This is a genomic window from Halorussus vallis (genome assembly GCF_024138165.1).
GTDB classification, from domain to species: domain Archaea; phylum Halobacteriota; class Halobacteria; order Halobacteriales; family Haladaptataceae; genus Halorussus; species Halorussus vallis.
In genome coordinates this window covers 3,904,444-3,929,258 of record NZ_CP100000.1, presented here as the reverse complement: position 1 = coordinate 3,929,258, position 24,815 = coordinate 3,904,444, and the positions used below count along the sequence as shown (strand labels likewise).

The window sequence follows — 24,815 nt, the reverse complement described above, 5'->3', positions numbered from 1 at the left end:
CGAGTCGAGATCGGGCCTCGTCGAGACGTGCTTCAGCGATGGGTCTGATGTCGTCGCGACTAACGGGGAGGAGCTCGCGCTGGTCCTGCCAGAGCTCCCAGTGGACGCGGCCGGTCGCGATGAGCCGGACTTCGCACCCGACGGCGAGCGCGGCGAGGTAGCGAGCGACGTCTTCGCGCTGCTCGCGGCGGAGGTCGAAGAACTCATCGTCGACGTGGACGGGGACCGTTGGCGTCGCCTCGACGACCGAGAGGAGCTGGGGAACGACGAACGCATCGGCGGTCGTCCGTCGGCCAGCGCTCGCATGCCAGAGCGCACGCCGGAGTCGGCCCTCGGCGTTCGTGGACCCTTTGGCGGTCTGGACGGCGAGCGATACGATGTCCGCGTCCTCGATGTCCACGCTCGCCTCGACCAGGAGGTCGTGGAGCACGTCGAGACCATGCGATTTCGCGGTCTCCTGGAGTCCCTCGACGATAGCGTCTCCGATAGCGCGCACCGACGACTTGGATAAACCAGCTATCGATTCATCAAGCGAGAGAATACCGGCTGAGCTGCCGGCACCTGCTGGGTCGGGACGAGGTCACCGCCCTCGCCTATCTCGGGAAGCTCTTCGTCCGTCCAGCGGGGCGAGCGACGCTCTTCGTACGCTTCTCGCTCTTCGCCGAACGCGTTAGTGAAGTGTGCAAACGCTCCCAGCGCTTCTTCCTCGGTCGCGATGGCGGCGTGCCAGTCTTCGAAGACAGCCCATGCCTCTGCTTCGAGGAACTCGCCGCGCGCCCGGTGGGCGTCGAGGGACGCCTCAACTTCATCCGCGAACGCGGTGTCGAACTGTTCGAAGCACTGCTCGGCCTCGGCTTCGAGGACGTCTTCGCGGCGCCGGTGGAGTTCGTCGACGCGGTCGGCGAGCTCGCCGTAGTCGTCCTCGGCTTCGTACCGGTCGCGATGGCCGGCCTTCTCGGCGAGGATCTTCGAGCGGATTTCGGCGGCGACGTCGAAGTCGTCGTGGGAGAACAGGACGTTGAGGTGGTCCGTCTGGTGCTGGGTGAAGCAGAGCGGACACTCCGTAGTCTCCTGGCCGTGGAGGTCCTCGGCGATCCAGTGTCCACTGCAGGTTGAGCAGCCGACGACCTGGTGGGTCATGCCGGACACCCCCGGTGGCCGGAAGACTTTGATGCACTCGGCGAGAAGAATTCACTGGCGAGTCGAGGTAGGTGGTTTTGGGCGCGCCAGCCCTCGAGATGAGTGGTCTTTTGCGTAATCGCGCAAGGCAAAAAGCCTATTTTTCCGAAACCGGGTTTCATAACACCACCCTTCGAGGTGGGGGTATGGGCGATCTGGATGACTTTCACGGCTTCCAACAGCAACTCCAACGCGAACTCGACAAACTCGGCCACCATCACCCCGACGACCAGCCCTACGTCAAGCGATTCGTCCGCAAACTCGACGGCCGCGTCAAGGACTCGACGCTCTCGGAGTACCTGAAAAACATCCGGATGACGAGCGAACGCATCGATCAGTCGCTCGTCTCCCTCACCGAACTGGACTTCGACGACCACGTCTACGACCTCCGCCACAGCCCCGAGTACGGCCGCGGCCCCGACCCTGGACTCAGCGACCACACCGTCCGCACGGTCCAGTTCGCCGTCCGCAAGTTCCTCACCACCGTCGACGTCGACGGCGCCGACTGGGCCGAAGACTACGACCTCATCGTCGCCTCGAAGAACAACGTCCAACCCGAGGACATGCTCCTCGCGAGCGACATCAACGCCCTCACCTCCGCCGCCGAGTACCTCCGGAACATCGCGATGATCGAGTTCTTCGCCGACACCGGCGCCCGACTCTCGCTCATCGGGTCGCTCCGAGTCGGCGACGTCAACCTCGATGGTGAGCAGGCGACCTACACGCCGAACCCGAACGCGCGGGGGCTGAAGGGCGCGGAGATCATGCCGTACCCCATCATCGATTCGAAGGCCATCCTCCGCACCTACCTCCAGCAAACCCATCCGCGCTCGGACCGCGACGACGTCGCGTTCTTCCACGCTCTCCCCGGCAACTACGACGAGGAAGACGACGGCGCCATCACACCGCGCACCATCCAGTACATGCTCTCGAAGGTCTCCCGAGAGGCCGGCGTCGAGAAGCCGACGAACCCCCACAACTTCCGGCACTCCGCGATCACTCGCATGAGTCGGGAGGGCTACAGCCGGTCGGAGATCGAGCATCGCGTCCACTGGAAGATTGACACCGACATGTGGGAGGTCTACGAGCACATCTCCGGCGAGCAGCACAACGACTCCATCTTCGCGAAGGCCGGCATCGTCGAGACGGACGACGCCAACGCGCTCGAGCAGGAACGACGCCCGTGCGGGAACTGCCGAGAGCTCCTCGCCCCGCACCATGGCTACTGTCCACGCTGTGGGGAAGCTGCGAGTCCCGAGACACGCGAGCTCAAGGGCGACGCGGTCAGCGACCTCGCGGAGGGGATGGCGAGCATCGAAGACATGTCTCGCCGAGAGTTCCGGGCGTTCGTCCTCCGGCGCCTCGACGCGGACCCGAGCGCGCTCGGCGCTCACGAGGAATCACCGTCCTCGGAGTCCTCGACGGACTGAAGGAGGCGCTCGAACACCCAGGCGTCGGGAGCGTCGCTGTTTGCCTCTCGTTCGATTTCTTCGCGGTGCTCTTCGATCCAGTTCTCGTCGGTGTCTTGGGGGTCGTCAGTGGGGGAGATACTCGGTGCTTTGCTCATGTCGAATCACCGTTCGCTCGCGCGTTCTCGATGACGTCCATCATCGGATCGGTCTCGTCGTACACGCCGCACTCGCGAGTGAGGTGGTACGTCGGCTTTTCCGAGGTTGCCCACTGCCAGCCAGCGGGAGCGAAGTCCCCGAACACGTCCTCGATATGGTAGTGCATCCGAGTAGTGTGGGTCCCATCCTCGATCACGACGTACTGCTCGCCGGTATCGGGGTCGATGCGGCGGGCAACAACGTGGTGGAGTCGTCGCTGGAAATCGGGCGTGTCGGGGCGATCTTCATAGAGGACTGCTCCGGGGGCGACCGGCCACTCCGCGAGCAGGATGTCGGCTAGCACGTCGTGGCAGCCGAAACAGAAGACGCCCCAGACTCGGCCGTTGCAGATGATGCGCTTGGTCTCCTGGGCGTCGGTGCCGCAGCGCTCGCATCGCGTCACGCAGATCCCTCCGTCGAGTCCGCAAGACTCGCCTGCGCGGAGACGATCTCCGCGCCATCGGGGGCGTGGTAGATGCGGGCGACGCTCTTCGGAATCCAGTCGCCGGCCCTTCCTTGGCGGGCGTAGATGGCGTTCTCGGTCTCGCGCTCGACGACTCGCTCGGCGACGAAGACGTGGTCGCTCTTGCCCGCGTGTTCGAGGACCTTCTCTTCGGCGAGCCAGCCGGGAAGCCAGAACGCGACCTGCCCGTCGCTCGTCGGGAGGACGCTGGCGAGGGTGTCCGCAGCGACGAGGTCGAGCTCCCGGTCGGCGAGGAGGTCGCCGTAGCTTTCGACGGTGACCGTCGGCATCAGGCGTCCACCTCCTGGACGAGGTCGTCGACGCGGACGCCGTAGGTGTTGAGGACGGAGCGCATCGAGCACTCCGCGCCGCCGCTCGACTGGTGGGTGAGCTTGTAGGCGTCGTCGCTGCCACCGAAGCCGATGCCGAGTTCGCCCGTCGCCGTGTTCGTGTAGTACGTGATCGCGTCGACGTCGTCGAGGAACTCTTCGCAGGCGGCCGCGTTGAACCGGCCGCTCCCGCTCTGGTAGATGGTGAACGCTGGCGCGTTTAGCGCGGCTGCCCCGTAGTAGCCCTTCTGGTGCTTCACGAACCCGCCCTCGTCGGTGTCCGTCATCATCGGTCACCGCCGTCAAGGCACGCGACCATCCACTCGGCGCGCTGCTGGAGGAACTTCCAGCCGGCGTTGGTCAGCTGGTACTGGTTGGTGCGGCGGTCGTGCTCGGCCTTCTCGACGAGCCCGCGGTTGACCAGCGTATCGAGGTTCGGGTAGAGCCGGCCGTGATGAATCTCGGTGTCCTGGTAGCGGTCGTCGAGCTCGTCCTTGATGGCGAGGCCGTGCGGGCACTCTCCACTGTGGCGGTTGTTCTGATACTGGCCGGTTTCGTAGCCGGCGATAACCGTGAGCAGGTCGATCTGGAAGCGCGTGTAGTCGTCGATCGGGGTCTGGTCGGTGGTCGATGCGGTGGCGTCGTCTTTAAGCGCGTCTGCGTCTGAGTCTATCATGGTTCCGTCTAGTCTGCTTTCAGCTGGGTAGTACGGGACCGCGACCTGCGCCCGGGCGCCGAGTGTCCTGGCAGACTGGTCGGCGTCTGGGCGTGGTGAGTCGCAGTCGAGGCGGTACTATTCGATCTGGATTGCGCTCCAGGGGATGGTGCGGCCGGTTTTCTTGTCGTGGATCTCCCAGTGTTCGGCGTTGACGTCGACGCCGTTCTCGGCTTGTCGCCTGCAGCCGCGGCACCAGATGTGGTTGTTGGTGCGATCCCAGTCCGAGTGCCCGTTCGGGCAGACGTACCGGTAGCGGCCGGGGCCTGTTCGACTGATGGTGACCGTCTTTGTTTGAGACATGTTATCCATGTCTGACGGCATACTCTACAAAAAACGTCTTTCTCCCCCGGAATGAAAGTGAACGCGCTCAGTCCGGGGGAGAAAGCAGCGCTTATGGACGGTATAAGCCGCCAATACTGGCGGTTAGCCGCCGGGTAACTATACCGACTGCGGGTGAAAGTGAACATGCATTCTCGGTGTTGTGCCCGGTCGTGCTGGTGACACGCCGGGCAATTCGATTACTCAGTAGCCTATCCTATCGTCTCAGGCGTCACGCTCCGTTTTCCGCATCCTCCTCTGCCATCCGCTGTTTGACCGCGTCGCGAATGTACTCCGACCGGCTTTCGCTGGAGGCGTCGCGGTGGGCGTCGATTTTGTCGATGAGTTCTTGGGGCATGGACACCCCGACACTGATACGCCTCATTGTTGCCACGTTACCACGTTCCCACTAACCTGATATAGTTGTTGTGGTTATTAACCACGTTACCACGTGGCCAGTTATTAAATAACCACGGTGGATTGGGGCAGGTATGGAGAACCGAAAGGACGTCACGGTACCGATGCCTGGAGACATGGTCGAAAAAATCGACGGGCAGCTAGGCTACGGGGACAGTCGTGCAGCGTGGATTCGGGAGGCAGTCAGACAGCGTCTCGAACAAGAGGGCCATGACATGGAGGGAAATCCAAAGAAGGCGACGGTTCCGACAGCTAACTAATCACCGACGTCAAGAACGAGTACCTAGCGGATCACTGTATATCACTCAATCAGTAAGTTTTTAAACCAAATATGTGTTCGCTTACGTATGAATAGACGTAAGTACATCAGTCTTACAGCCGCAACGGCTCTCCCGCTCGCAGGCTGCACAGGTAGCAGCGACGAAAACACGAGCGGCTCGACAACGAATCCACAGACGAGTACGGTACCCGAGACTACTGTCGAAACCACGACCGCAGACCCAACAACGATCGAAACTACGACCGCCACCGTCAGTGACTACGATGTCTCAGAGGTGAAATCAAACGCCAAAGTAATCTCCTACGAAGATCTGTTCCGGGATATCGAGAACCACGTCGGAGACTACATCTACTACGAACAGGCGGGCATCAACCAAGTCATAGAGCAAGACGGCCAGTTCCTCTTCCGGTTGTTCGTGCCGGACGGCAACAGCTACAGCGATATCTTCGGCGGCTGAGAGGGTGACCGTTTCTTAGAAGGAGATACTGTCGAACTCTGGGCGGTTGTTCAAGGCCCCTACACGTACGAGACCGTCCAAGGTGCTCAACGGACCGTTCCCGGAGTGACGATTGTAGATATGCAGCTCGCAGAGTCCAGCGAAACTAGCGAACTCTAACGAAGCCTCGATCAACCTATTCCTGCGTAGAACCTGAACGAACCTGCCGGCAACCCCTTTCGACTCCGCCCGAGCGGCATCCACGACATTAGTTTTAACCAACATCTGGCGCATCGACCACTGTGTGTTGGTTAACCCTGGGAGAACAGACCCCCACGCCAGTTCAGTCGCCGGCTTCTACGCGTCCCTGCGACAGTCGGTGTTCGGGCGCGTTCACTTCCTCCGGCCGCAGCTCGTCGAGCCGCCAGTCCAAGTCGTTGTAGTCGTGCTGGTGGCGCCGGAGGTGATACTCGTCGGCTCGGCGGAGGAATTGTCCGAAGAAATCCAGGGACTCCTCGACACTGGCCGCGGAGCAGTCGGCGTAGTCCATCGGGTTGAGCGTTCGCGTCCGCGCGGCGACCATGCACGTCTCGATCCGGGGGTCGTGGCCGGAACGCTCGGGGCGCTCGGGCACGATCCACCCCATCGGCGTCCGTGCGGGCGGTCGCTCGTCGTAGTGCTCGCTATTTGGGCACCAGACCTCGTGATCGATGTGCTCCACGTGAAGGGACACGGCGTGGCAGCGGTCGCAGGAGATCTCGCCTGTTGCAACCCCGTACTGGTCGCCTGACTCCCGCGTCAATAACTCAAAGTGTGTTGTCATCTCCATCCAGTGGTGCGGCCGACGGCTCATCCGTGAATCGCCTCCGCGACCGCCCGCAGTGCACCCGCGAGTTCACCCGCGCGAGATCCGCGCCGAACCACGCCCCGGTCGGGGTCGTAGTCGACGACGTCGACCTGGTCGAGGTTGTCGAGATGCCGCTGATAGAGCGCCACATAGACTGCCTTCCGCTCACCCGACGTATACTCCGGGCCGTACTCGGCTGCGGAGAGGTCGTCGGCGAGCACGCCCAGCGAAACCGCCTCCCCTGAGTCCATTTGGGCGGCGTACTGGATGATTCTGCGGCGACGCTCGTTCCGGAGGGCGTCCCAGACGTCGTCGCCCGGAATCGCGTGGGGCTCGTCGGTCCTGCGGAAGTGGTCGAGAACGCTCATCGTTCGACCCTCGCGACCGCAGTCGACGTCAGCCACGCCGCTCCCTCCCCACGGAGTTCCGCGCCCGACTCACGAACAGCGAGCACGGGCTCTCCCCTCGAGGGCTGGCCGTCGTGGTGCCAGACGAGTTCGGCCTCCGCCTCCTGCATGCCGCACGCCAGCGCGGCGCTCTTGAACGCGGCGTAGGAGCGACCGCGGGCGAGCCGCCGTAACTCACTGGCCGTCTGGGCGTTCACTGGTCGGCCCTCCACTCGCGGAACTCCTGGCAGTCATGATCCTCGATCCGCTCGGGGAGTCCGACCGCACCACAGCAGGGGCACTCGGTGAGTTCCGTGCCGGGTTCACCGAGGGTGAGGACAACGGTCCGATAGCCGTCTCGACTGAAGTCGACGTCCTCGACGAGCGGTCGTTTCGTGAGTTCCTGGATGAACGCGCGGCGCGCCTCGACGATGTCACTCATCATCATCACCGGCCTCCAGGGCGGCCTCGCGGGCGTCCATCCGGCGTTTGTCGTACGTGACCTCGCACTGTGGGCTGCAGAACTGGTTGGCGAACGCATCCCGGCCATCCTCCCGACGGGGGTTCGTGCAACCGTGCTGTCGGCACTCGCCCGCCATCAGACCATCCTCCCGTTGGCCGGATTCTTGACGACGTCACCGCACTCCTCGCAGATGTACTGGACGTGGTCGCGACCAGTCCGCGGGTCGCGGTAGACCGTCTGGGAGACGTCCGTCTCGCTGTCGCAGTCACACGTCATCAGTTCTCGACCTCCTCGGCCGCCTGGACGAGCAACGGGTCGAGCCGGACTCCGTCGGGGAGTTCTCGCTGCCCGGTCGCGAACCGCACTCTCCGCAGGTGTTTACACCCGTCGTCGGGCGCTCGGTAGTGGTAGTCGTCGCAGTCGCAGACGCCGCCGCGGGCGTCGACGGTGTACTCCGTTCCGTCCTCCGAGTAGACGTGGTAGAGATCGGGCGCATGCTCGACGACGAGTAGGAGCTCGCCGGCGGCGCGGACGTCGCGCTCGGTGAGCGGCGGGGTGCCGCTCGCGCTGTCAGTGGTCGACATCAGGCCTGCCCTCCGGTCTGAAAGGCGTTGTCCATCTGGCCGAGGAGGCCAGGGTGGGTTTTGAGCGCGCGGTCTTCCCAACCGCGCTTGGTGTCGACGTAGTTGGCCCAGCGTTCAAGGTCGGCGGCGTACTTCAGGCCGTGCTCGACGTGGTCGACCTCGCCGGTGAGACGGACGTGCCAGCCGCGCTCGCCGACGCGCTCGCCCTCGTCGTCGCAGACGATGATGCGCGAGGTGCTTCGGTCCGCGTGGTGGTGGTATCCCTCGCCGTCTTCCCCGATGTACGTGTAGCCGTCGAGGAAGATTTCGAGCGGGGTGTCGATGCTTTCTTTTTCGTCCATGTCGTCGTTCATGTTGCTTCACCGTGGGTGAAGCACGGTCGGGCGTGTTGTCGCACGCCCCGGCCAACTTCTGGCCGGTGTCCCGCGCTTCTTACTCTATAGTCTATTTGCCAACACCATAAAGGTTGCTATTGTAAACTACTCATGCAACGTTTCGATGGTAAGTTCTGTCGTAAGTTACTTGTTGATGGCGCGAATCGTTACTGTTGTAAATGTCGAAAAGCAACTCTCCGGCAGTGACTCTCTCGCCGGACCAACTCAACGACCTCGACCGGGCGCTCCTCGATCTACTCGTCGAGGGGCGGCTCACTCCTACCCTCGCGCGAAAGCAGCTCGACGAACGAGGGCTCGCCGACGTATCCCGCCAGTACATCAATCGGCGGCTGAAGCGCCTCGCCGAGCACGAGCATATCGGGAACCTTCTTGGGACAGGAGTGTACGAACTCGTCGAAGATCCGCGAGAGGACGGAGGACGCGATGACGTACGTTGAAGTTCGAACGGGAGAGGACGCGGATTCGCACCGATCCACCGCGAATCCCGGTCGATCCCGTCCCGGTCACATCGCTCGGTGGTCGGAGAGCGGCGAAAGTGTCGAAAAGAAGAGCAGAAACGCCCGCGTCAGCCGGTGATGTCTCTCACGAGTTGCGAGCTCGGAGAGGAACTTCAGGCGCTACCCGTAGTCCAACCGGAGGATCTTCTTCACGAACGTGGTGAGTTCCACCGCGCCCCGGTCCTGTGGACGGTGGTTCGGGAAGTCCTCTCGGAGGAACTTCCGGGTGAGCATCCAGCCGTTGTAGAGGAGCGTGCTGAGCCAGAAGAGGAAGACGCGGACGCCGTGGTCGCGCGACCCGGTGCGCGCCATCAGCTTCGTCTTCTTCTCCGCGTAGGAGTTCTCAACACGCCACCGGAGTTTGTGCCGGCGGATGATCTCCTCGGGGCTGTCCTCGGTGTTGAACGTCCCGTACGGCCGACGGGCCTGCCAGAGGATCTTCGGCACCTCATCGACGTCAAGGACGTCCGGTTCGTCACCGTCGCCGTAGTCCCCGAACGTCTGCTGGCTGGTGCTGATGACGGTCTCGAAGTCGTCCTTCTTGGCGTTGTTCCAGTCGGGCTCCGAGACGACGCGGACCTTCTCGGAGAGGTTGTGCTCGGAGGACGTGACGGGATAGTTCTCGTAGTCGTCGAAGCGGCCGTCCATCGCCGCGAGCGCGCCCTTGAGTTCGTCTCCCCGGCGCTTCAGCCGGACCGTCGGCATGATGTCTCGCTCCCGGCAAAGCTTCAGGATGCGCGCCGATTCGAAGCCCGAATCCAGTCGCAGGCTATCGATGGAGACGTACTCCTTGGCTTCATCGAGGAGCCGCTCAACGAGGTCATAGGGGCCGATGTCCTGCGTGTAGGGTTCGACCGCGACCGCGACGTCCTTGTCGTGCTCCTGGTCGTGCGCGACGAGTGTGGCGAAGTGGAAGCCGTAGGTCGTTCCCTTCTTGGGTTCGCCCTGCCGGTGGCCCTCGGCCGGGTTGTCGGTCTGCGGCCAGTACGGGATGACCGTGATGTCGATGTAGGCGTCCAGGTCGCCCTGGAGCATCCCCGAGCCGGTCGCGGCACGGAGGACGCGGCCGTTGACGCGCTTGAACTCCTCGTGCCATCCGTCGGCGTCGCGCTGTTTGACGGCGTTGAACGCCGTCTTGATGGCGAAGTCGTGCTTGTTGTCGCTGATGACGTTGGCCGGCGCGTCGCCTTCCTGCGCGGCTTCGAGGAACGGCGTGAGAATGCTTCCGGCCTCGTAGGTAGCGTTACTGGCGCGGTCGAAGTCGGTCTCTTCGAGCATGATCGCCCGGACGTGACGAATCTTCTCGTCCTTCGCAGCTTCGGGGATCTCCGGCAACGGCTCGGAGTCGTCCTCGGGGTCGGGAGTGTCGAGGTACGGCTCGGTGAGGCTGTTCGGGAGCCCGGCTTCGATTCGGTCGCGGATGTAGTCGGCGTAGCTCTCGAAGAAGACGTCCATGTCCTCGAACTGCTCGCGCATCGAGTAGGAGAACGAGGAGTGGTCGAGGTTGTCTTCGAGGCCGAGCGACTCCCGAATCGTCGGGTAGCGGTCGAAGTGGCGCTCCAGTTCGAAGAACGAGCGTCCGGTGAGAATCCGGTAGATGTGGGCCTGAGCGACGGACTGCGGGTGCTCACGTCCACCGCCATCGAGTCCGTCCTCACGGTCCGTCGTGAGGGGGCCGGGTTCGTCAGCGACAGCCTGCGCGATGGCCTGCTCGCCAAGAGCGGGCTCGGCCGCCGCGCGGGTGTCGCCGGTCATACACGTAAAAGTCCGAGAACGATTGATAAATCTTCCCCGTCCAATGTCCCGAATTCCACGACTTCAGCGACTGGTGAGGTGATAGCATGACACAAGAATCCGAGCGATACGGTGACTGGAAAAGTCAGATCAGATCAGAATTAGAGGCATTCGAAGGTGAGGGGCCGCCGTCCATCGAGGATCTGTGGTCCGTCGCACAGCACGAGTCTGAGTCAGCGGCTTCGTGGATTCACGATATGCCGTGTACCGAACAGGAAATACAGACAGCGAAGGGTGACGTGCTGAAGGCGCTCGTTGCGCTGGAAATGGCAGAGGACCGGCTTAGCGAGGTGTCTGACCGATGATTAAAAACCATAATGGAATAGCGGAACTGTCTGTACACAAGGACGGCCCCAAAACCGCCGTAGTGTATCGGACTGTGAACGACGAAGTGATCGTCGCAAGGGGAGCGGGATGAGCGAAGCGCTTGCGATGATGGCTAATGAGGTGGGTGGCTTCCCCCTTCGATTTGACTATCCTGACGAGCTGAACTTGGAGCCGGCAGTAGCGGAGAAAGGCAGCACATCAATCGAGCGTTTCGAAGAACCCGCCAGTCCCGAACTGGATTTCGATGCGCCAGCAACCCCACCTCACAAAGATGGAGGTGGGTCGGCGTGAAAGAGTGCTTCAAATGCGGTGCCGAAATGCGCCCGCACAACTCCGCCTACCAGCCGTGGGATGAAGAGATAATGGTCCTGTGGAAGCCGGCGTCGGACGATGACGACCACATCGAAGTGACCGACTCTGGCGGGAAGCATCCGAACACCACAAGCCGGAGGTTCTGTTCCGTGGAGTGCCTGGAGGCGTTCGTCTCGATGGACTATTCGCTGAAGCCGGAGGATGGACAATGAATTCGGACGACGACGTTCGTCAAAAAACCGGTTCAACGCACGGAATGATTGATAAATCTTCCCTGACGACAGACCCACCACGACCAACCCACTCCAAACTGAATGAACTATCGAAAAAACTAGGTTGCTTGACAACGATTAGAAACTATGGCAACAAGCCAAACCGACAGCAGCGACGAGACGGACAGCGAAGAGAAAATCTTCGAGATCAGCGTCGAACAGGTCACTCACGAGACGGTGACAGTGCAGGCAGAATCCCGAGAAGAGGCCTTCGAAGCACTACGAGAGCCTCAAGACCGGGAAGTCCAAACCGCGCTCGTTCGGAAGGACTTCAGCAGCCTGATCGAACGCCGACCAACCGACGGTCGGCACGCTCCCGAACTCGAAGACTACGACGATCCGGACATCGACATCGACCTGACAGCCGACGAGTAGTTGCTTTTTCGCGGTTCGTTCGTTCACTACCTGCGGGGGCTTATCGGGGTGTGACCGATGACGAGTGACGGAACTGAACGCGCGAAAGTCTGTAAGACCACCCCCTATGACCCGCGGTACGAACGAGGGCAGTCGGTAGAAGACGCGAGGGCACGGTACCTCCATCAAGATGGCTATACGGTGGAACAGTTGGAGAGGGATTTAGAGCGGTTGCTGAACACGGGTGGCCAGCGATGAATTCAGACGAAGACGTTCGTCAAGAAACCGGTTCAACGTACGGAATGGTCGATCGACTCCGCCAAGAATCACTTGGACGCGAACAGCGGAGCTTCCCCTTCGGTGGCCTCAACGGCATCGTCCGGTCGTTCGACGATGCGATGGTGATGCACTTCCCTCAGACGCAGGAACGCGGCATCGTCGTCACCCTCGAGCCCGAAGTTGCCCGCCAGCTCAACTCCTTCCTCGCTGAATGCATCCACCGAATCAACAACTAACCGGCCCAAGCTAGCGAAAGAAATAGTGTTCGTGGCCGCGTAGGGAGCGCTGAGAGCGCTACTCCGTGGGGGCTACTACTTCACAAGTCCTACGGGAGCGCGCTCTCGTCGTGACGCCGTATCCCGTCGGTGAAGCAGTCCTCAGAGAAAGGGCGACGTGGAGGGGCGACGAACTCGTACGCGGTTTTTCTCAACCTTCGATAGTGGGGGAAGCATTATAATTACGGGATTCTGAAATGAAACATGGACGAGAATCGACGGAACGTCATCGCCGCTCTCGCCGCCGGCACCCTCGGCGGCAGCGGCATCGTAGTCGGTAACCAGTACTTTCAGCAGTCCAAATCTGCATCGCAACCCCAAACGACGATCGCGGGCGAGAGTGGCCTGCAAGCCGCCTCTGCACAGACGGAGACAGCGACGACAGCAGAACCGACCGCGACCACGCCGACGTCCACCGAGACGACCACCGAAACCTCGACGACCGAGACATCGACTACTGAGACGACCACCGAAGCCACAACGACGACGACCGAGACGACTACGGAGAAGACGGCCACAACGCCGGAACCAACTACCACGGAAACGACTACTGAGGAACCAACTCCCACTCCGACGACGACTCCTGACCCGGAGAGCCAGGTCGAAGTCTCCTTCTGGGTCGTTCAGAGCACAGCCGTGCCGGGAACAATTTACGGTGTCGACCTGAACAACGACAACGACTTTGCGGTCCGAGTGACGGTCAAAGGCGAGTGGGAGTGGGGGAATGGAGATACACCAACGAGGATTGAGACGTACACCGTCGGTGCGTACGATACCCTGGAAGAGCGTCTCGGCACGCCGGCACTTTCGAAGTACGAGACACTCGTCTCCCACGACGCCTCGGTCGAATCCATCACAAAAGCCTGAGGCAGGGGTTGTCCTCGGGGGCTACACCCGCTTGCTCACCGACGAAATCCGTGACTGGATATCGTTGATGACCTCGCCGACCGACTGCCGCGAACCAAGCCGTAGCACGACCTGCTCGGGCGACTGCTCAACTTCTCGCACGACCATCCGCTCCCCTTGGGTAGGCAGTCCGTCGAGGGAGAGGTCGTCGACGAGACTCAGGCCTGCATCATCCTTCGGGATGGTGACCGTCGCACTCCAGAGCGGCTCCTGAACTCGCTGAATTAGATAGAGCGCCGCATGCTGGCACGCCCGCTCCGTCGCCAACTCTGGGATCGTCCGGATAACTTCCGGCGGGTCACTCCCCGCAGTCTCCGCCGTATACGACCCTTCCACCTTGTACTGGTAGTCAATCTCGTAGTCCGTCGAGTCGGACATGCTCCCAGTACTCAGTACCTTGATACGGCCGTTGATGCGGTCGAGCTCGTAGTCCGTCCCGTAGGTGAACGTCCCCCCAGTGGAGAAGTCCCGGACGATCTCCGTGGTCGGCACCAAGTTCGAATGGTTCAGCGGCAACCAATTATCATAACTCGACGTAAAGTCATCCCCGCGGACAGGGCGAGCCGCGCCCTTGATGACGGCTTTGAGGTACTTCGACTCGACGTTCTTCTGCACCGAGTAATCGACGAGCGCGGTGTCGCTGTCGGCAGTCCTCAGTCCAGGTTCGGTCCACTCGACCGACCACCCGTTCTGGTCGCGCTGAAGCTCCCAGATGAAGTTGCCGTAGTTGGCGATTTGGTTGAACACCGACTTCAGCGAGTCGTCGTACTTCTGGCCGTCCAAAATCGGCGTATCCTCGAGGTCGCCGTAGACGGTGAAGCTCTCGATGCGCTGGGTGTTGAATCCCTCCATCGGCGTCGGGCTATTCCGAGTGCCGTACCGACTGAGCGTCACCCGGAAGGTCAGCGATGTCCCCGTGTTCGGGAAGCTCGTCTCGAAGCTCGATGTGTTGCTCGCCGTCTCCCAGGTCGTTCCCTCGTCGTTACTTAACGCGAGTGCCTGGCCGTTCGAGGTATCGTCCATCGACACCTCGACCCGGCCGCCCGTCACGTTGAACGCGGTGGTCGTCGTCTCGAACTCGATCGGGAGGGCGTCTGGATGACTCTCCGGCCCGTTCAGGCTATGGTTGGGGAGGGCGTCGTTGTCGAAGAAGTAGTTGTACCTGCCGTCGAACCCGCCGAAGATATCAACGAACGCCGATTCGCTCCAGTCTTGGCTTGACGGCGTGCTGTCTTCAATCTTGACGCGAATCGTGCATGTCTCCCCGGCGTTCAGTGGCGATGAGATGGTCCCGGTCTGGTTCGTCCAGTTCTCGCCGATGCTGAACCCCTCGGAGGTGCCAGCGAATTGCTCACCGTTGATGGTCGCCTTGAGGGGCGGGCCGTTGCTAATCCCGTTTGGGTTCCCGAACCGGACCCATCCGCTGGCCTGTCCGGCAGGGATGTCGTAGGCCGGCGTGAACTGGGCTTCGACGTAATTCCCGTCGTTGGAGAGTTCAATGGCGTTGCCGGCCGTATCTGACAGGTCGCTGGTGACGTTCCAGTCGACGTCTGTGTGCGCGGTCCCATCGAACTCCGTCGAGTCGCCCCACGCCTCCAGGTGCCAAGCGGTTTGCTTCGTCTGGACGCCACCGTCGACGATTTCGGCCGGCTGGTCCGACGGAATCGTGACGAAGTTCTCAAACTCCGACTGCGTCGACGCCTCCTGAATCACCGTATCCGACCGCGTCGACGTCGAAGGGTCGTCGACATGCATCGCGTAGCTCGTGTTATTCTGGCCGAGCTCCTTCGCCGCCAGATGCGCTTCGTGGTTGTCGAACTCTGCTTGCACGCGGTCATCGAGTTCCTTCCCGCCACGCCCCTCCAAGACGGTTCGACCGGGCTCCATCCGGACGTTGATGAGCTGGTCGATCGGGAGAATCCTGCCGTCCTTCCAGACCGACAGCGGAGCTTCCTCGAACGCCTCGCCTTGCCACTTCTCGTCTCGGGGAACGGGGATCTCGATGCGGGGGTAGTCGTTGAGCGCCGGCGTGAACTGTGGATCGTCGAGGAGTTGCGGCCGAAGCGCCTGCCCAGAGGGATGCTCGACCTTCACCTCATAGCCCTTCGAGCCCGTTCGCTCACGGGGGACGCCGCTCGACGCGGTCGAAACCGTGTTCGTCGCCGCCGACTCGTTCGTGGCGTCCTCGGTGAACGCCTCGATCTTGTACCTGTAGTCGTTCCCTGGACTTAGCGTGTCGTCGGTGAACGACGTGATGTTCGGGTCGACCTCGCCGACCTCCATCCACGGCCCCCAGCCGTAGTCGTACTTTCGAGCTCGGTAGATGCGGAAGCCGTTCTCGTTGTCGGACTGTTCGCTCCAGGTGACCTCGGCCGTGAGCGCTGCCGTGATGGTCGCGGCCGGATTCGTCGGCGTGGGGAATGCCGTGACAACCGTCGCACTCGCCGTCCACGTCCCGGGGGTGTGCTCAGTTTCCGTCCGAAGCTGGACCTCAAACTCTTCGCCGTCCGGGAGCCCCCGAATCGTCGCCGACGTCATCGCCTCACCGACGGTCCCCCAGTCCGTCCACGTCGACACGTCAGTCTGACGGTACCTCAACCGATAGTTCCCGTAGTCGATGACGTCCGGCCATGTCGCGGTGATCTCGTCCTCGATCCCGTTGTCCAGGCTTGGCGTCTGGGCGTCGGGGAGGTCGGTCGTCGCGGTCACCACGCCCGAATCCGATTCAGCATCCTCGGTATAGGCGGCGACCTTCAGCTCGTACTCCTCACCGTCGCGCTGGCTCGTAGTCGTGTAGGACGTCGCGTCTGCTGCGGCCGTCCCGTCGAACGTCCACGAGGCCGTCCCTGTCGGTCGGAGGTAGACGCGGAACTCGTCCTCGTTGTCACTCCGGTCCTGGAATGCGACTTCGAACTGGTCCCCGGAAACCGTGAGTGAGTCGATGACCGGCGCGGGGAGGATGGTCGTCGCCGATACCTGTGAGGAGTCCGCCGACGCATGGTCGGTGACACGCCGAATCGTGTAGTAGTATTTCTCACCGTCGGGGACGGGAGTGTCCGTCCACGAGGTGGTGCTCAGCGTCGAGATCGTCGTCTGGAGCGTCCCCAGACTGCCATCGGTCGACCGATAGATCTCCCAGACGCCGTCGCTGGAGTTGTCGTTCCGCGTCCAACTGACACCGATCTCATTCTGGGTCGACGTGTCGAGCGTGACCCCCGACGCCGCTGGGAGCGAGGTGGTCGCAGCGACGTTGACCGACGGGTTGTCTTCCGTGGTGCCGTAGACCGGTGCGAGGCGGTAGTGGTACTCCTCGCCGGACTCCAATCCGGTATCCGAGTGTGTTGTGGTTCCAGCCGCAATAGTCGCTATCTGGGTGTAGTCAGCGAGAGACGAACTGGATGCTTGCGCCCGGTAGAGGTGGTACTCGTCGGCGTCGGGTTTCGCATCCCACCCGAGGTCGATTTTGGTGCCGCTCGCGACCGTCGCGGTCAGCCCGGAGCCGTCCGTCGCGGCCGTCCCGGTCGTCGCCCATCCGCTGGTGGTGTGTTCGGTTTCCGCACGAATCCGCCACTGGAAGGTGTCTGCGCTCTTCGAGACGGTGAACTGTTGGCTTGTCGTGTTCGCCGAGAGGTCCGTAACGTGGGTCCATGCACCGCCATCGACGGACTTCTCGACTCGGAAGCTGGTTTCGTTGTCGGTGTTATCCGTGAAGCTGAGCGTGATAGCGGTCGGGGTGTCGACGGTCTGGGACGCCCCGGACGGAGCGGACAGACTGGTCGTCGCCGAATCCTCGTTCGAATACGATGAGGTGCCGGAGGCGTTGTACGCCCTGACTCTGTAGGTGTACAGTTCGCCGTCGAGGACGTTCGGATCATCGTATGTCGTCACCCCCGCGTTGACGGTGGCGATTTCGCTGAATCCCGACCCGTCGTGGGCACGCTCTATCCGGAACCCGTCTTCGTTGTTGCTGTTGTCGTCCCACGAGAGCGACACGTCGTCCGCGGTCGCGGAAGCGGCGAGGTTCGACGGTGCGGCCGGTGGCGCAGAATACGTCCAGTAGTCCGTATAGAAATTGACGTTGCTGGACCCTCCTTCGAAGTAAAACCCGAACCCGCCGGTCGAATACCTGCTGTCTGTGACGGAGACTTCCCCAGCGAGCGCACCGGACTGGTTGTAGACTCGGGCCGTTATCGTGTCCTGCCAGTCGACTTCTATCTTGAACCATCCATGCGTATCCGGGATGGTCGCGTTTGCAGAAGCAAGCATGGTGCGACTGTTGACCGAACTCCCTGTGCGGTCGAAGATGTAGATGTTGTCATACTGCGGGGTGACGTGGACCTCGTAACAGCCGTTGACAGAGGAGCCGCCGAACAGTACCCCCAGGCGGTTATATTGCCCGGCGTGGTTGAAGTATCCCGAGAAGGTGGAGCCTTTGGGCGGGTAATTGGGAAGTCCTCTGGACGAATAGTAGATGCCCCCGCCGTCTGTGTCGGCGTTTACGTGGCCGGAGTACGTCCCGCTGTAGACACGACTCGTGCTGGCGTTGAATTTTTCGTCGTTCCAGTGTTGCGTGTATGCTGAGGTGTCCCCGTCTTCGAAGTTGTCGATGACGACCATCTACTTTCGCACCTCCGATCGATCCACCAGCGTCTGAACCTCCTGCGGATCATAATCCGAACCGGACGCGACCGGCGCGAGGAGATCCTGGAGCCCCGACGGCGTCGGCGGCGTCTCGTTCTCCGGCACCGTCCAGAGCGGCCACTCCCAACCCCGCTTCAGACTCATGTTCAGATAGTACTCTGCGGTCGGCGACTGACTCGGATCCTCGAATCGGACCTGCGCCTCGATGCTCGCGAGCCCGATCTCCGTGACGTCCAGACCGGCGAGCTCCCAGTTCGACGTGCCGAGCGCGACCGCCGACCAGGTGCTCGTCGACGAGTCCCACTCCTCGACCGCGAGTGAGTTCGCCGCGGTGTCGAACGTGAGGCGGACGAGGCCGTTATCGCACACCGGATTTCCGGAGAAATCGTGACTCGTCGAGAACACCTTCTTCCACTGCAGATAGCCGTCTCCGTCAAGTTTCGAGCCGTGACCCTGGGTATCCCAGACCCGAACGTCGACATCCGCCTCCGCGGTGTAGTCAACGTCGTAGACGAGCGTCGGGTTCGTGAACGAACTCGCTTTCGCGTCGACGACGTCTACATCACCGAGCTCTGCGCTCCGGGTCTCGACAACCGCGACCGCCTCGGTCTGCTTGGACTCCGAGTCACTCCATCGGACGTCCTCCGCTGCGGTCGGCACGCCGACGAGCGCGGTCTGGTCGTTCCCGAGGTCGTTCTCGACCTGAACCACCGTCGTCGAGATCGCGCGCCGTCGCGATGCTCGGGTCCCGTCCTTCGCGAGCGACAACCGATACCGATAGAGGTTCTGAGCCTTCGGATCTGCCGGTCGGACGTCTGCTTCCTCGACCGAGTAGTAGCCGTCCATCGGCGTCGACGTCCCACGTCCCGCAAGCGGGAGTGAGCTGTCGCCCGCTGCGGTTGCGAGCTCTTCGAGTTCCGACGCCATCTTCTCCGCGTACTTCCCCCGGTAGACGCCGGACAGCGCCCGCGTTCCGGGTTCAGAACTCACATGCTGGACCACGCCGGAGTCGTTGTCGAGGAGGCCGTGTTTGCTCAGGTTCTGGCGCTGCTGCTGTTCGGTCTGGGTTTGGCCCGCCCTTGGGAGAGCGAGCGCGTACAAAAGCAGGTCGGTCATGTTATGATTCGGTCTGTTGCATTCCGTCGAACACGTCGTTCAGGTCCGCGATTTCGACGACCGTGAGGCTTCCATCGAAGATGCTCGACTCGTCTTTTGGAGGGACCATGTTCGGACTCTCGACCGCGACGTCGAGATGATCGTCGAGAAATCCGTTTGGGGTGTACTGGCCATACTCGAAGCGGGCAGGCGTGATACTGTCCGTCTGGCCGACCCGGAGGTAGTTCATGAACACGTTCATTCGGGTGATACGATCCGCTCCCGTTGCCGTGCGTTTGTTCGGCCCCTTAGCGGGGTCCGGGCTGGATCCCCACTGGCCGGTTTCACCGGTCCAGCCCATGAAGTCGATCTCGAAGACGTGCTGACCGCCGCCCTGGTCGAGACTGATTCCTTTTCGCTTTGATGCGCCATCGTCGAGGAGACCGACGAAGAACGCGTACAGGTTATCGCCAGCGCTGTCTATCAGGTAGCCCGTTCGAATGGACTCCTCGACGTCCACCGATTTGAACTCGAACCTCCCGGTTTCTTTCGTTCCGTCTCCGTCGACGTCGGCATCGATTTCGAGAGCTACGTTCGATTCGACCATGCTATCTCCTCCAGGATCCGTTCCCGTCGAACTCCTTTTCGAGCTTCTTCACACGGCGCTCCAATTTCCGTGTCTCCCGCCGCTGCTTCCGCTTCAGCTCCGAGAGGTCGACGTTGTAGGTTGGCGAGTATTCGACCTTCGGGCGCTGCTGCTTCCGTTCTCGTGCTTTGTTTCTTCTCGTATCTCTCCCGTTCTTCGCGCCTGCACTGCCGCTCAAGGCGAGGAGACCGCTACCTCTGAGGAGAGCTCCTCCGGCCATTTCACCGAACGGAAGAGGACCGTCAGCAAGCGCGAGGCCGCCAGCAGCGAGTCCCAGGCCGGCGGCGCCTGCTGCCTTCCCTGGATTGTCCATTGCCCACCGTCCTGCTCCTTCGACGGCATTGTTTCCAGGAAGAGTATTCCACAAGACGGAGGCAGTCGCTGCCCCTGTCCCGAGGAGCTGGTCGACGAGGCTCGGATTACTGCGCCCGCCATCGTTCGGACGAGTGACCGCCGGGGATCTGTCCGGCCGGCCGAGGCCAGGATGGGGTCCAGGTCCAGGCCACTCGTTCGGTGTTGGCGGTGGGGCCGCATCACCGCCGTCGTCTCCGTTGCTATCCTTCTTGATGAACTCGGAGATGGTGATAGTCCCTGTGATGAATGACGCGATACCTACGGTCCCGTTCAAGATGTCCGCTGCAGGAACGATCCCAGTGATAAGGTCCGTCGCGCTGACGGTCCCTGAAATGAGGTCTACCGACTTGACGGTCCCAGAGACGATTTCGTAGGCGCCGATGCTTCCCGAGATGAGGCCACTGATACCGACCGTGCCAGTGATAAGCGCCGACGCGCCTACCTTCCCGATCAGGCTCGCAATCGAGAGCGTTCCACCGAGCATCCCGCCAAGACCTCCACCCCCAGCACGACCGCGAAGGTTCCCCTTCTCGGTTACCTCCAGGAGCTCCCGAAGGAGATCGTTCCGGGTCCGGCTAAGGTCATGCTCGATCTCCCATTCGTCGAGGACGGGACGCTCCTGGAGGTCCTCACGGAGCCCCGAGAGGACGTCCGTCTGGGCGTCGAGCAACTGCCGCGACATCGCTCGCTCCCGGGATGCTCGTTCGACCGCGTCACCGCCGCCCGCGTTCGCCAGCTGGGACGACGCCGACGATGCGTCCACCTGGACGGTGACGTCTCCGATTCCGCTCTGAATCTCTTTTCGAGCATCTCGAAGCGAGGATTTCTCTACCTCGACTTGCAGGAGGCTCTTAGTGCTGAAGCTTGTCATGATTGAAAAACGGCCGTTACTTCACCCGAACCGTTCGGGGAGCTATTCAGACTGGAGAGTATGGATTACCAGCCGATACTGACTGGTCTGGTACAGTAAGAGGGCACCTCCCGCGTGCATGGCCGCATTCACGTAGTTCCCGTCAATAACTGGAAGAATCGCCAGAAGGAGGAAACCGTAGGATGCGTACTCCAGTGCCTTCGAAACGCGAGGGTCTAATTTAACCGAGCGAGCGGTTTCTATATCCATTGGGACGTGTTTGATTTCCCGATGGTTTAATCATTTACCCTCTCCGAACGCCGCGAACACCTCCTGAGCGTTAAGGAGGTCGTGGACGACGAGGTAACACTCGATGGTTCGCCACGGAAGCTCCTCGACGATGCGCGGATCAAGACCACGATGAAAGGCCAGCGCCTTCACGTAGTCGAGAGCTACTTGTCGGTCGACGTCTTCTTCGCTCGCTTCTCCGCTACTAATCGCCCGAAGGAGTTTCCCTCCTCTTCCCCGACCGACGTGAGCTCGTCGACGCGAGCCTCCGCCCACTTCAAGAACGGAATCGGGAGTTGCGCAACCGCCGCGACCGTCTTCTTCTCGTCATCCTCGTCCGGGAGGTATGGGGCGTCCACCGTGCCCTTGGCGACGAGATGGACGCGCGTCGCACCATCTCCGGGGCTACTCTGCCCGCGAGCAGCGGCCTCCGAGACGAGCGTGTCCTCGACGGCGCCGAACTCACCGCCGGTGAGGCCAGCGAGAGTCACGTGCTCTGCAGGCGTCGTCCAGTTCGAGATGACGGTGTCGGTGTGTGCTTCGTCGCGCGCCCATCGAAGCCCCTTCAGGTGAGTGTCGATTTCGTGGCCGCGCTGCGCGAGCTCGGGAACGACTGGGTTGTCGTCGTCGAGGTCGGCGAGCTGCTCGGCGAGTTCTTCGCGTTCGTCTTCGAGTCGCTGGATCTCCTCGGCGAACTCGATGGTTTCAGTTCGAAGCGGCATTACGCGACCGTCACCCCGTTGACCTGGTAGTCGAGATTCTCGTTCATGTCGTTCTCCGCGCTGACGAGGTCGCTCCAGTTGTACGTGTCTGGCGTGACCTCCGAGAGGTTGAACGTCTTCGTCGTCCCGCCGCCGTTCGTCACCGCGAACGAAGCGGACACACCGCCGACGGAGTCCTGGGGCGCGGTCGAGCCGGCCGCACCGTACGCGAGCGCGAGTTGGTCCGTCTCGGTCATGGTCGTGTCCGCCGACAGCGATGCCTCCGGCGCCGCGATGACCGCGTCGATGGGCTTTCGGCCGGACCCACGCTGGAAGCGGGCGATATTGCTAATTTGGAGCGTCGAGGACTGAAGCTTCGCCTGCGTCGTCGTATTCACGTCGAGCGACGTGCCGTGCCACTGGTAGACCGTTCCGGGGTCCTCGATGGTCGACGGGGTGATGCTCGTCGCGAGCTTCTCGTCGGCGTAGATGCAGGTCACGCTGACGCGTACCGGACCACCCTGCTCGTACCGAATCTGGTACTGCGTGGGTACGACACCGATGAGTTCGCGCTCCGCGGTCCCGGTGAGGTAGTCGATACCGAGATACCACCGTGACGACGCGGCGAGCCCCGGTGCAAACCCGGTTCCGGCGTCGTTAAAGATGAAGTTGTGATGGTTCCAGTGTTTCGCGATCCACGACGCCGAGAACGCGCCTTCGAGGTTGCCCTCGATGCTCTCGACCGACTCGACGCTATCGGGGTCGCGGATGCGCTGGAGCTGGTTCGACAGCTCGATCTCCTCGATGGTGACGTTCTTGCCTGGCAGGTAGTAGTCCGGCGAGGAGTCGGTGTCGTCGTCCACCACCGACCCCATGAAACTCGATTCGATGCCGTACGCGACCGTGCTGGTTCCGGCGCCGGTCATCGTGCTGTGCCTCCGTCAGGTGGGGTACTGCTGGTTCTGGTCATGGTAGGTCTTCGTAACCGTTGAACACGACGTCGAAGTCGGTGCGATAGTAATCCGCGTAGTTGCTCGACTGCGGCGCCTCGTTCGTAATCCGTAAGTCGGTGTACGTCACGTTCGCCCCGCCCGCGTTCGGATACGTCCGTTCGACGAGCAGTGCATCCCGGACACGGGAGACGAGCCCGCCGTCGTTGTCGAACGGAATGCCGCTACTGCCGTTCGGGTCGACGTACCCGAACTCGCGGTGCGTGAGGCCTTCAATGCGAACACCGACGACGGCCTCCCGCGAGTGGTCGTACTCCGTCCCGATCGGCTGACTCGTAACATCCGAGAGCGTCGCACCGACGTAATTCGCCTTCTCCAACTCGGCCGTCCGCGACCGAATACTTCCATCGAGGATCTTGCTCTCGTCGCGGTCGACTCGCTTCAGGGGCGTGGTGAGCGAGCCAACGACGGAACCGAGTTGGGTGAGTACCCACTCGACTTCCGGAGCGCTCATGACTGGACCTCCCGACGAAGCCAGTTCAATGCGTCCCGGGCTGCTCGCGTCTCCTTCACGCCAGCGACCTCGACCTCTGGCAGGAACACGCGGTAGCCGTTGCCCTCCTGGTCGAACTCTTCACGAACCCACTCCGGTGGATTGTGGCGCTCTTCCCAGACGAACGAGAGCACGGGGTCACCCTCGATGGTGTGGTCGCTCGTGCCGAACTCGAGATAGACCATCGCTTCGTGCGTCCAGCCCCACCGAATGGTGAGCCGGTTGGCGGACCGATCTACCTCGACACCGCCGAAGCTGTCGATGATGGAGTCGACTCGGTAGTCAAACTCCCGTCCGTACTCGCGGAGGCGGTCGTGGGTGAACTGGACGGCTTCGTGAACGAGGTTACCTTGCTTCCCTATGAGTTCGTGTTCAGCCTCGTCCAAGACGGCCTCGCGGAGATCGTCCTCGAAGCTACTGTCGAGCTTCATTGGTTGATTCCCAGGTTGCCTTCGTGGTAGACATCGAGCAGTTCCTCGGCCTTCGACCGCATCTCGTCAGCCTTCGTCTCGATGTTGTACACCGTCGCGTTCTGCGGAATCTCCACGACGGCCTCCTCGACCAGATCAGACCCGGCCAAGAATGCGACCGCTCGCCGGACGTTCCGGGGGATGCCCTCGTGGCCGTAATCGAGCGCGGCGTACACGGCGTTCGACAGCGACGGGATATCGTCGTCTATCGAGTGGACGTTCAGATAGAGCTCGGAGACGCCGCCGTTGTTGATGCGCACCCAGTAGTCCTTACCTCGGTGCTGGTTGCCGACACCGCCGGTGTAGTCGCTGGAGGCGACCCAGTCGTCGTACCCGCCCTTCTTGTTGACGACCGAGAGTTCGGTGATCGCCTTGACGTCCTTCCGTGCGAGCCGAATCCGAGTGTAGGCCGGGATGTCCTCCTCGTAGATGTTGCCGGTCGAGAGCCGGATTTCTTGTTTCGGCTCGCGGCGGAGGTCTTGCCAGCGCTGGCGGTCGTGGCGAGGGCCGGCTTCGAGTAGTGCGTCGCTGTTCCGGCTGTACCGGAAGCGTTCGCGCTCGCTCGCACCGTCGACGAGCGCCCCGTGCGTGGGGATGTCGTGCTCGTCGTCGCGAGAGTTCGGGCCTGTCGGGATGAGGTTGTCCGAGTCCTCGCTGATACCACCTGGGATGTACCAGTGCCGGCTGATGGTCTTTTCCAGCCACTCGGTCTGCGACGTGATCGCGTCGAGTACGATGTTGCGGTCCTGCTCGACGTCACCCGGGAGTGATGCTTCTCGCAGCGCTCGGCGGACATCCTCGACGGTACAGTACCCAGTTGGCATGACTC

At 62.0% G+C, this 24,815-nt stretch carries 37 protein-coding genes; 10 read left to right on the top strand and 27 right to left on the bottom strand.

Translation table 11 applies throughout. The annotated features are described in order from the left end of the window. The first annotated feature begins 100 nt into the window (after positions 1 to 100). Positions 101 to 511 carry a hypothetical protein gene (locus NGM07_RS19995; RefSeq protein ID WP_253514915.1) on the top strand — a complete coding sequence of 137 codons (411 nt, stop codon included), beginning with the start codon at positions 101 to 103 and terminating at the stop codon, positions 509 to 511. 5 nt (positions 512 to 516) lie between these two features. Here the strand turns inward: NGM07_RS19995 and NGM07_RS19990 are convergent, their stop codons facing one another. After that, the gene (locus NGM07_RS19990) at positions 517 to 1,140 is read right to left on the bottom strand and encodes a DUF5817 domain-containing protein (protein ID WP_253514914.1); all 624 of its coding nucleotides are present in this window, start codon (positions 1,138 to 1,140) and stop codon (positions 517 to 519) included. A gap of 185 nt (positions 1,141 to 1,325) precedes the next feature. On the opposite strand from NGM07_RS19990, the gene NGM07_RS19985 reads away from it, so the two are divergent. Next, on the top strand, positions 1,326 to 2,609 hold the full coding sequence (locus tag NGM07_RS19985; protein ID WP_253514913.1) for a tyrosine-type recombinase/integrase: 1,284 nt from the start codon (positions 1,326 to 1,328) through the stop codon (positions 2,607 to 2,609). Here the strand turns inward: NGM07_RS19985 and NGM07_RS19980 are convergent. From NGM07_RS19980 to NGM07_RS19950, 7 genes are all read right to left on the bottom strand, one after another. Then, positions 2,570 to 2,746, bottom strand: a complete 177-nt coding sequence (locus tag NGM07_RS19980) for a hypothetical protein (RefSeq protein WP_253514912.1) — start codon at positions 2,744 to 2,746, stop codon at positions 2,570 to 2,572. The genes NGM07_RS19985 and NGM07_RS19980 overlap by 40 nt on opposite strands. After that, positions 2,743 to 3,189, bottom strand: coding sequence for a DUF3261 domain-containing protein (locus NGM07_RS19975; protein ID WP_253514911.1), 447 nt, complete (start codon positions 3,187 to 3,189; stop codon positions 2,743 to 2,745). Before NGM07_RS19975 ends, NGM07_RS19980 begins: the two co-directional genes overlap by 4 nt. Next, complete coding sequence (locus NGM07_RS19970) at positions 3,186 to 3,539, bottom strand: hypothetical protein (RefSeq protein WP_253514910.1); 354 nt, start codon at positions 3,537 to 3,539, stop codon at positions 3,186 to 3,188. The genes NGM07_RS19975 and NGM07_RS19970 overlap by 4 nt, the downstream gene beginning before the upstream one ends. Then, positions 3,539 to 3,868: a hypothetical protein gene (locus NGM07_RS19965; protein ID WP_253514909.1), complete on the bottom strand. Its 330-nt coding sequence runs from the start codon at positions 3,866 to 3,868 to the stop codon at positions 3,539 to 3,541. The genes NGM07_RS19970 and NGM07_RS19965 overlap by 1 nt, the downstream gene beginning before the upstream one ends. Next, positions 3,865 to 4,188, bottom strand: a complete 324-nt coding sequence (locus tag NGM07_RS19960; RefSeq protein ID WP_253520255.1) for a PadR family transcriptional regulator — start codon at positions 4,186 to 4,188, stop codon at positions 3,865 to 3,867. Before NGM07_RS19960 ends, NGM07_RS19965 begins: the two co-directional genes overlap by 4 nt. Positions 4,189 to 4,371: 183 nt before the next feature. Beyond that, complete coding sequence (locus NGM07_RS19955; protein WP_253514908.1) at positions 4,372 to 4,596, bottom strand: hypothetical protein; 225 nt, start codon at positions 4,594 to 4,596, stop codon at positions 4,372 to 4,374. A gap of 250 nt (positions 4,597 to 4,846) precedes the next feature. Continuing rightward, positions 4,847 to 4,999 (bottom strand): CopG family ribbon-helix-helix protein, encoded by a 153-nt coding sequence (locus NGM07_RS19950; RefSeq protein WP_382193875.1) that lies wholly within the window; start codon positions 4,997 to 4,999, stop codon positions 4,847 to 4,849. Between the two features lie 106 nt (positions 5,000 to 5,105). On the opposite strand from NGM07_RS19950, the gene NGM07_RS19945 reads away from it, so the two are divergent. Further along, entirely contained in the window at positions 5,106 to 5,291 is a 186-nt protein-coding gene (locus NGM07_RS19945) for a ribbon-helix-helix domain-containing protein (protein ID WP_253514906.1), read from the top strand. An 87-nt stretch (positions 5,292 to 5,378) separates the two neighbouring features. Further along, the gene (locus NGM07_RS19940; RefSeq protein WP_253514905.1) at positions 5,379 to 5,768 is read left to right on the top strand and encodes a hypothetical protein; all 390 of its coding nucleotides are present in this window, start codon (positions 5,379 to 5,381) and stop codon (positions 5,766 to 5,768) included. 322 nt (positions 5,769 to 6,090) lie between these two features. Here NGM07_RS19940 and NGM07_RS19935 read toward each other — a convergent pair whose 3' ends face one another. Genes NGM07_RS19935 through NGM07_RS19900 form a run of 8 tightly spaced genes read right to left on the bottom strand, consistent with a single transcriptional unit; the run spans position 6,091 to position 8,380 of the window. Continuing rightward, positions 6,091 to 6,576 carry a hypothetical protein gene (locus tag NGM07_RS19935; RefSeq protein ID WP_253514904.1) on the bottom strand — a complete coding sequence of 162 codons (486 nt, stop codon included), beginning with the start codon at positions 6,574 to 6,576 and terminating at the stop codon, positions 6,091 to 6,093. 20 nt (positions 6,577 to 6,596) lie between these two features. Then, positions 6,597 to 6,962, bottom strand: coding sequence for a DUF7344 domain-containing protein (locus NGM07_RS19930; protein WP_253514903.1), 366 nt, complete (start codon positions 6,960 to 6,962; stop codon positions 6,597 to 6,599). After that, positions 6,959 to 7,213: a hypothetical protein gene (locus NGM07_RS19925; protein WP_253514902.1), complete on the bottom strand. Its 255-nt coding sequence runs from the start codon at positions 7,211 to 7,213 to the stop codon at positions 6,959 to 6,961. Before NGM07_RS19925 ends, NGM07_RS19930 begins: the two co-directional genes overlap by 4 nt. After that, positions 7,195 to 7,428 (bottom strand): hypothetical protein, encoded by a 234-nt coding sequence (locus NGM07_RS19920; protein WP_253514901.1) that lies wholly within the window; start codon positions 7,426 to 7,428, stop codon positions 7,195 to 7,197. The genes NGM07_RS19925 and NGM07_RS19920 overlap by 19 nt, the downstream gene beginning before the upstream one ends. Continuing rightward, the gene (locus NGM07_RS19915) at positions 7,415 to 7,579 is read right to left on the bottom strand and encodes a hypothetical protein (RefSeq protein WP_253514900.1); all 165 of its coding nucleotides are present in this window, start codon (positions 7,577 to 7,579) and stop codon (positions 7,415 to 7,417) included. Before NGM07_RS19915 ends, NGM07_RS19920 begins: the two co-directional genes overlap by 14 nt. Then, positions 7,579 to 7,719 carry a hypothetical protein gene (locus tag NGM07_RS19910; RefSeq protein ID WP_253514899.1) on the bottom strand — a complete coding sequence of 47 codons (141 nt, stop codon included), beginning with the start codon at positions 7,717 to 7,719 and terminating at the stop codon, positions 7,579 to 7,581. Before NGM07_RS19910 ends, NGM07_RS19915 begins: the two co-directional genes overlap by 1 nt. Beyond that, complete coding sequence (locus tag NGM07_RS19905; RefSeq protein ID WP_253514898.1) at positions 7,719 to 8,027, bottom strand: hypothetical protein; 309 nt, start codon at positions 8,025 to 8,027, stop codon at positions 7,719 to 7,721. The genes NGM07_RS19910 and NGM07_RS19905 overlap by 1 nt, the downstream gene beginning before the upstream one ends. Beyond that, a complete protein-coding gene (locus NGM07_RS19900) occupies positions 8,027 to 8,380 on the bottom strand; it encodes a hypothetical protein (protein ID WP_253514897.1) in 354 nt (117 codons plus the stop codon). Before NGM07_RS19900 ends, NGM07_RS19905 begins: the two co-directional genes overlap by 1 nt. 200 nt (positions 8,381 to 8,580) lie before the next feature. Here NGM07_RS19900 and NGM07_RS19895 point away from each other — a divergent pair, with 200 nt between their 5' ends. Beyond that, positions 8,581 to 8,859: a hypothetical protein gene (locus NGM07_RS19895; RefSeq protein ID WP_253514895.1), complete on the top strand. Its 279-nt coding sequence runs from the start codon at positions 8,581 to 8,583 to the stop codon at positions 8,857 to 8,859. Between the two features lie 180 nt (positions 8,860 to 9,039). Here NGM07_RS19895 and NGM07_RS19890 read toward each other — a convergent pair whose 3' ends face one another. After that, complete coding sequence (locus NGM07_RS19890) at positions 9,040 to 10,674, bottom strand: transposase (RefSeq protein WP_253514893.1); 1,635 nt, start codon at positions 10,672 to 10,674, stop codon at positions 9,040 to 9,042. Between the two features lie 86 nt (positions 10,675 to 10,760). On the opposite strand from NGM07_RS19890, the gene NGM07_RS19885 reads away from it, so the two are divergent. From NGM07_RS19885 to NGM07_RS19865, 5 genes are all read left to right on the top strand, one after another. Continuing rightward, positions 10,761 to 11,018, top strand: a complete 258-nt coding sequence (locus tag NGM07_RS19885) for a hypothetical protein (protein WP_253514886.1) — start codon at positions 10,761 to 10,763, stop codon at positions 11,016 to 11,018. Positions 11,019 to 11,327: 309 nt separating this feature from the next. Further along, positions 11,328 to 11,564 carry a hypothetical protein gene (locus NGM07_RS19880; protein ID WP_253514884.1) on the top strand — a complete coding sequence of 79 codons (237 nt, stop codon included), beginning with the start codon at positions 11,328 to 11,330 and terminating at the stop codon, positions 11,562 to 11,564. Positions 11,565 to 11,711: 147 nt separating this feature from the next. Next, on the top strand, positions 11,712 to 11,999 hold the full coding sequence (locus tag NGM07_RS19875) for a hypothetical protein (RefSeq protein ID WP_253514882.1): 288 nt from the start codon (positions 11,712 to 11,714) through the stop codon (positions 11,997 to 11,999). Between the two features lie 233 nt (positions 12,000 to 12,232). Then, positions 12,233 to 12,493: a DUF7522 family protein gene (locus NGM07_RS19870; RefSeq protein ID WP_497007266.1), complete on the top strand. Its 261-nt coding sequence runs from the start codon at positions 12,233 to 12,235 to the stop codon at positions 12,491 to 12,493. Between the two features lie 243 nt (positions 12,494 to 12,736). Continuing rightward, on the top strand, positions 12,737 to 13,399 hold the full coding sequence (locus NGM07_RS19865) for a hypothetical protein (RefSeq protein WP_253514879.1): 663 nt from the start codon (positions 12,737 to 12,739) through the stop codon (positions 13,397 to 13,399). 21 nt (positions 13,400 to 13,420) lie between these two features. On the opposite strand, the gene NGM07_RS19860 is transcribed toward NGM07_RS19865, so the two are convergent. The 10 genes from NGM07_RS19860 to NGM07_RS19815 form a co-directional block, all read right to left on the bottom strand. Beyond that, positions 13,421 to 18,055, bottom strand: a complete 4,635-nt coding sequence (locus NGM07_RS19860; protein WP_253514878.1) for a fibronectin type III domain-containing protein — start codon at positions 18,053 to 18,055, stop codon at positions 13,421 to 13,423. Beyond that, entirely contained in the window at positions 18,056 to 19,195 is a 1,140-nt protein-coding gene (locus NGM07_RS19855) for a hypothetical protein (protein ID WP_253514877.1), read from the bottom strand. A 1-nt stretch (position 19,196) separates the two neighbouring features. After that, positions 19,197 to 19,694, bottom strand: a complete 498-nt coding sequence (locus NGM07_RS19850; RefSeq protein ID WP_253514876.1) for a hypothetical protein — start codon at positions 19,692 to 19,694, stop codon at positions 19,197 to 19,199. A gap of 88 nt (positions 19,695 to 19,782) precedes the next feature. Further along, a complete protein-coding gene (locus NGM07_RS19845) occupies positions 19,783 to 21,045 on the bottom strand; it encodes a hypothetical protein (protein WP_253514875.1) in 1,263 nt (420 codons plus the stop codon). Positions 21,046 to 21,324: 279 nt separating this feature from the next. Next, positions 21,325 to 21,465, bottom strand: coding sequence for a hypothetical protein (locus NGM07_RS19840; RefSeq protein ID WP_253514874.1), 141 nt, complete (start codon positions 21,463 to 21,465; stop codon positions 21,325 to 21,327). Positions 21,466 to 21,476: 11 nt separating this feature from the next. Next, positions 21,477 to 22,034 carry a hypothetical protein gene (locus NGM07_RS19835; protein ID WP_253514873.1) on the bottom strand — a complete coding sequence of 186 codons (558 nt, stop codon included), beginning with the start codon at positions 22,032 to 22,034 and terminating at the stop codon, positions 21,477 to 21,479. Then, the gene (locus NGM07_RS19830; RefSeq protein ID WP_253514872.1) at positions 22,034 to 22,939 is read right to left on the bottom strand and encodes a phage tail tube protein; all 906 of its coding nucleotides are present in this window, start codon (positions 22,937 to 22,939) and stop codon (positions 22,034 to 22,036) included. The genes NGM07_RS19835 and NGM07_RS19830 overlap by 1 nt, the downstream gene beginning before the upstream one ends. A gap of 40 nt (positions 22,940 to 22,979) precedes the next feature. Further along, positions 22,980 to 23,477 (bottom strand): hypothetical protein, encoded by a 498-nt coding sequence (locus NGM07_RS19825; RefSeq protein ID WP_253514871.1) that lies wholly within the window; start codon positions 23,475 to 23,477, stop codon positions 22,980 to 22,982. Next, positions 23,474 to 23,947 (bottom strand): hypothetical protein, encoded by a 474-nt coding sequence (locus NGM07_RS19820; RefSeq protein WP_253514870.1) that lies wholly within the window; start codon positions 23,945 to 23,947, stop codon positions 23,474 to 23,476. The genes NGM07_RS19825 and NGM07_RS19820 overlap by 4 nt, the downstream gene beginning before the upstream one ends. Further along, positions 23,944 to 24,810, bottom strand: coding sequence for a hypothetical protein (locus tag NGM07_RS19815; RefSeq protein WP_253514869.1), 867 nt, complete (start codon positions 24,808 to 24,810; stop codon positions 23,944 to 23,946). The genes NGM07_RS19820 and NGM07_RS19815 overlap by 4 nt, the downstream gene beginning before the upstream one ends. Positions 24,811 to 24,815 lie beyond the last annotated feature (5 nt).

Coding starts and splice junctions, on each gene's coding strand:
- NGM07_RS19940 (WP_253514905.1), top strand. CDS start 5,379: ATGAATAGACGTAAGTACATCAGTCTTACAGCCGCAACGGCTCTCCCG.
- NGM07_RS19820 (WP_253514870.1), bottom strand. CDS start 23,947: ATGAAGCTCGACAGTAGCTTCGAGGACGATCTCCGCGAGGCCGTCTTG.
- NGM07_RS19870 (WP_497007266.1), top strand. CDS start 12,233: ATGAATTCAGACGAAGACGTTCGTCAAGAAACCGGTTCAACGTACGGA.
- NGM07_RS19885 (WP_253514886.1), top strand. CDS start 10,761: ATGACACAAGAATCCGAGCGATACGGTGACTGGAAAAGTCAGATCAGA.
- NGM07_RS19990 (WP_253514914.1), bottom strand. CDS start 1,140: ATGACCCACCAGGTCGTCGGCTGCTCAACCTGCAGTGGACACTGGATC.
- NGM07_RS19815 (WP_253514869.1), bottom strand. CDS start 24,810: ATGCCAACTGGGTACTGTACCGTCGAGGATGTCCGCCGAGCGCTGCGA.
- NGM07_RS19920 (WP_253514901.1), bottom strand. CDS start 7,428: ATGATGATGAGTGACATCGTCGAGGCGCGCCGCGCGTTCATCCAGGAA.
- NGM07_RS19900 (WP_253514897.1), bottom strand. CDS start 8,380: ATGAACGACGACATGGACGAAAAAGAAAGCATCGACACCCCGCTCGAA.
- NGM07_RS19985 (WP_253514913.1), top strand. CDS start 1,326: ATGGGCGATCTGGATGACTTTCACGGCTTCCAACAGCAACTCCAACGC.
- NGM07_RS19855 (WP_253514877.1), bottom strand. CDS start 19,195: ATGACCGACCTGCTTTTGTACGCGCTCGCTCTCCCAAGGGCGGGCCAA.
- NGM07_RS19835 (WP_253514873.1), bottom strand. CDS start 22,034: ATGCCGCTTCGAACTGAAACCATCGAGTTCGCCGAGGAGATCCAGCGA.
- NGM07_RS19830 (WP_253514872.1), bottom strand. CDS start 22,939: ATGACCGGCGCCGGAACCAGCACGGTCGCGTACGGCATCGAATCGAGT.
- NGM07_RS19845 (WP_253514875.1), bottom strand. CDS start 21,045: ATGACAAGCTTCAGCACTAAGAGCCTCCTGCAAGTCGAGGTAGAGAAA.
- NGM07_RS19865 (WP_253514879.1), top strand. CDS start 12,737: ATGGACGAGAATCGACGGAACGTCATCGCCGCTCTCGCCGCCGGCACC.
- NGM07_RS19905 (WP_253514898.1), bottom strand. CDS start 8,027: ATGTCGACCACTGACAGCGCGAGCGGCACCCCGCCGCTCACCGAGCGC.
- NGM07_RS19980 (WP_253514912.1), bottom strand. CDS start 2,746: ATGAGCAAAGCACCGAGTATCTCCCCCACTGACGACCCCCAAGACACC.
- NGM07_RS19895 (WP_253514895.1), top strand. CDS start 8,581: ATGTCGAAAAGCAACTCTCCGGCAGTGACTCTCTCGCCGGACCAACTC.
- NGM07_RS19930 (WP_253514903.1), bottom strand. CDS start 6,962: ATGAGCGTTCTCGACCACTTCCGCAGGACCGACGAGCCCCACGCGATT.
- NGM07_RS19825 (WP_253514871.1), bottom strand. CDS start 23,477: ATGAGCGCTCCGGAAGTCGAGTGGGTACTCACCCAACTCGGTTCCGTC.
- NGM07_RS19950 (WP_382193875.1), bottom strand. CDS start 4,999: ATGAGGCGTATCAGTGTCGGGGTGTCCATGCCCCAAGAACTCATCGAC.
- NGM07_RS19945 (WP_253514906.1), top strand. CDS start 5,106: ATGGAGAACCGAAAGGACGTCACGGTACCGATGCCTGGAGACATGGTC.
- NGM07_RS19890 (WP_253514893.1), bottom strand. CDS start 10,674: ATGACCGGCGACACCCGCGCGGCGGCCGAGCCCGCTCTTGGCGAGCAG.
- NGM07_RS19910 (WP_253514899.1), bottom strand. CDS start 7,719: ATGACGTGTGACTGCGACAGCGAGACGGACGTCTCCCAGACGGTCTAC.
- NGM07_RS19955 (WP_253514908.1), bottom strand. CDS start 4,596: ATGTCTCAAACAAAGACGGTCACCATCAGTCGAACAGGCCCCGGCCGC.
- NGM07_RS19875 (WP_253514882.1), top strand. CDS start 11,712: ATGGCAACAAGCCAAACCGACAGCAGCGACGAGACGGACAGCGAAGAG.
- NGM07_RS19915 (WP_253514900.1), bottom strand. CDS start 7,579: ATGGCGGGCGAGTGCCGACAGCACGGTTGCACGAACCCCCGTCGGGAG.
- NGM07_RS19965 (WP_253514909.1), bottom strand. CDS start 3,868: ATGATGACGGACACCGACGAGGGCGGGTTCGTGAAGCACCAGAAGGGC.
- NGM07_RS19860 (WP_253514878.1), bottom strand. CDS start 18,055: ATGGTCGTCATCGACAACTTCGAAGACGGGGACACCTCAGCATACACG.
- NGM07_RS19935 (WP_253514904.1), bottom strand. CDS start 6,576: ATGGAGATGACAACACACTTTGAGTTATTGACGCGGGAGTCAGGCGAC.
- NGM07_RS19970 (WP_253514910.1), bottom strand. CDS start 3,539: ATGCCGACGGTCACCGTCGAAAGCTACGGCGACCTCCTCGCCGACCGG.